Annotated in this window: 3 protein-coding genes and 1 pseudogene; 2 read left to right on the top strand and 2 right to left on the bottom strand. The window is 43.2% G+C overall.

The genetic code is table 11. The features are described 5' to 3' along the window. Positions 1-61 precede the first annotated feature (61 nt). Together V7Z64_RS12875 and V7Z64_RS12870 are read left to right on the top strand one after the other, a co-directional pair. On the top strand, positions 62-985 hold the full coding sequence (locus tag V7Z64_RS12875; protein WP_297988732.1) for a processed acidic surface protein: 924 nt from the start codon (positions 62-64) through the stop codon (positions 983-985). Continuing rightward, the gene (locus V7Z64_RS12870) at positions 967-1,482 is read left to right on the top strand and encodes a class D sortase (RefSeq protein WP_297988730.1); all 516 of its coding nucleotides are present in this window, start codon (positions 967-969) and stop codon (positions 1,480-1,482) included. The genes V7Z64_RS12875 and V7Z64_RS12870 overlap by 19 nt, the downstream gene beginning before the upstream one ends. Positions 1,483-1,486: 4 nt before the next feature. Here V7Z64_RS12870 and V7Z64_RS12865 read toward each other — a convergent pair whose 3' ends face one another. Together V7Z64_RS12865 and V7Z64_RS12860 are read right to left on the bottom strand one after the other, a co-directional pair. Then, on the bottom strand, positions 1,487-1,894 hold the full coding sequence (locus V7Z64_RS12865) for a YwpF-like family protein (RefSeq protein WP_297988728.1): 408 nt from the start codon (positions 1,892-1,894) through the stop codon (positions 1,487-1,489). Between the two features lie 111 nt (positions 1,895-2,005). Next, positions 2,006-2,182 (bottom strand): annotated as a pseudogene (locus V7Z64_RS12860) (helix-turn-helix domain-containing protein); the annotation flags it as partial. Positions 2,183-2,755 lie beyond the last annotated feature (573 nt).

Raw genomic sequence — 2,755 nt, 5'->3', positions numbered from 1 at the left:
ATCGTATAAAAATGGAATAATCGAACAAAATAACCATAGCACACATAAGGGAGGAAAAAACATGCGCGTGCTATGGTTATTCATTTGTTTTTTATTTGCCGCACCGGTGCAAGCGGCCATTTCCGAAGAAGCGTTGCGGCAATACGTCCATGACATCGGGTGGACGATGGACGACTTAACACGTTATTTAGCAAAATGGAATATGACAATCGATCATTTTTCTTCATTGGAAGCGTTGAAAAAACAATTAGGCACCCCCATCACACCGGAGCGTCTTGATGAGCTATTGCTCCGTTACGAAATGACGCAAGAAGAAGCTGAGGCGCTTCTCGGTCAGTTTGGCGAAAAGTTACAACAATATATATTTGTTGAAGATTTAGCGTACGCCTTATCATTTTATCGCGACCGTTACGAAACGATGCAAGCGATGACAGACATGTTAGCGACAATCGGGCTAACAGAAGACGAAATTCGCCGCTTGTTTGAACGAACGCCATTGTCAGCGAAACAAGCGCTCGAACGTCTCGACAAACATATGCAAACGCTCCTGTTGCGCGATTCAGCGACACCGCTTACAAATAAAGAACGACACGCGTTGTATGCCCTTTGGAACGAATGGTTATTGCTTTATCGGCTGCAAGCAAACGTGTACGAAGTCACTTCCGAAGGGCGAAAGCCGATTTCTTTTGAACAACTCCAAACGGTGCATGCCCCTGTCGCGATGGAATGGTACGACGATGAAGGCCGCTTTGTTGCTGATTTATATATCCCGTACGAGCGGCTCCATTCAAGCACGCTCATTGATGCAAGCGAGCAACTTGCCCATATCGGCATGATGGCGCTAGATTTAGAGAGCGGTCTTCTTGTCGCGCGCATGCCAAAAACAGCTTCTTCGTATGGAATAAACATGCTCATTGGCGTCGTTTTCCTTTTCATCAGTTTCGTGTTATGGAAGAAGGCGAGAACATGCGAGCCGTTGCGTTAGCGTTATGTCTTTTTGGGGTTTCGCTCATTTGGGCGAATGCAACGAATTGGTATGAAGCGTATGAAGCTGTCCAACGAACGGATCGTCCGCCCGAGCCAACAAACGATGCGATTGGGATGCTGTCGATTCCGAAGCTCCGTCTTGCCATGCCTGTTTACGAAGGAACGACGGAACGACAGTTAAAGCGAGGGGTCGGACTCGATGAGCGAAGCGCGCTTCCCGGACAAGGCAATCATACGATTTTAGCAGGACATCGCGATACAGTGTTTCGTCCACTCGAGCATATTCAAGTCGGTGACGAACTAGTCATAAAAACAAACAGTGGCACATGGACGTATGTCGTTCAACATATTCGCATCGTCTCACCCGACGATCAAACTGTTCTCGTTCCGAAAGCGCATCCGACGTTGACGCTTATTACATGTTATCCGTTTCAATGGATCGGGCATGCCCCAAAACGATACGTCGTCGTAGCGAAACAAAAAATGAGAGGCTGATTGTTCAGCCTCTTTTTGTGTACATTTGTTCTTTAAACTGCTGCAACAACGTCTCCCCATGCAGTCCGCGTTGAACTAAATCTTCTAAAACTACTTCAGCTAAATTCGAGCGCTTGACGAGAACCGCATCCATTAACACGCTCATTCGTTCCCCCATCATTGTAACGGAGCGAACGGTTGCACGCACATGGGCCGGATCGTTTGTCTTTCGAGAAATCGTCACGAGCGCATCAAATGTCGTTCCTTTTTCTTTCAGCGATGTGAATAGCTTATGATACGTTTGTTCGACATACGCTTCCACAAGCCAGCGTTGGTTTTCATCTTCTTTATTAATCATTAAGCCGTCAATGAGCGGAATGTCTTGCTTTTGCTCATGCAACAATGTGAGGGCAACGAGCTTAAATGTTTTCACCGCATCCACCGTTACAGAAAACTTATAAAACTTTCACAAAGTCTTTATCAAAATATTGTTTGTTTTTCTGTAACGGTATTCACCTCCTTCTTAATATTTTTGCTTTTTTCATTGCGTCAACGTTTTCCTCAATTCACTATCGTTTAAAAACGTTCCGCCATTTTTGTAGTTTTCTTGTTGTGTAGCCAACGCCCAATTATATGCCCATCTTGCAACTCCTGCGCACTCAAACAACTTTGTTTTTTGCTTATTGTTTGGCAAAAGCATGACCTTGTAAGTCTTTATCATCTTTTACCAACTCCTGAATCATTTTCATTTTATCATTTCTTGAATTTATGATTACGCAAACATTTCATAAATTCAAAAAATTTATATCATCTTATATGATGTTTTGTTTACTACTTTCACCTCCCATTATACCATACGAAAAGGTGCGGAAAAAAATAAAACAAAAAGTGAAAATTGAATTTTCGGGCGCTTTTTTCACGAAACATAGCTGAAAAACGGCAAAAAATTAAAAAAAACGGCTTGAAAATTCAAAAATCGTCATTTTACATCATGTTTTTCTTTTCGTATCATATGGGACAAGGAGGTGATACAAAATTCCTCTCATTTCCTTCCAAAATGCGTCCTCTACTGCTCCCTCACAAATTGGCTAGCACCCCTTGCTAGCCTCTTTTTTTCAATTGACCGTCCATAGAGGGAGTGATATGCTAGGGAGTAAAGAAAGGGGTGAAGCGAAGTGGAAGATCAAGTTGTTCAAGCTGTGAAAGAATTGCTTTACGAAGTGCGTGAAATGCGTCAAGAGATGGAATCTTTCAAACAAGAGATACGCCAAGAGATGCAAAGCTTCAAGCAAGA

Origin of the sequence: Anoxybacillus sp. (genome assembly GCF_036834105.1) — a bacterium.
Taxonomy (GTDB): domain Bacteria; phylum Bacillota; class Bacilli; order Bacillales; family Anoxybacillaceae; genus Anoxybacillus.
The sequence above is the reverse complement of the archived record's forward strand: the minus strand, read 5'-3'. Positions and strand labels throughout refer to the sequence as shown.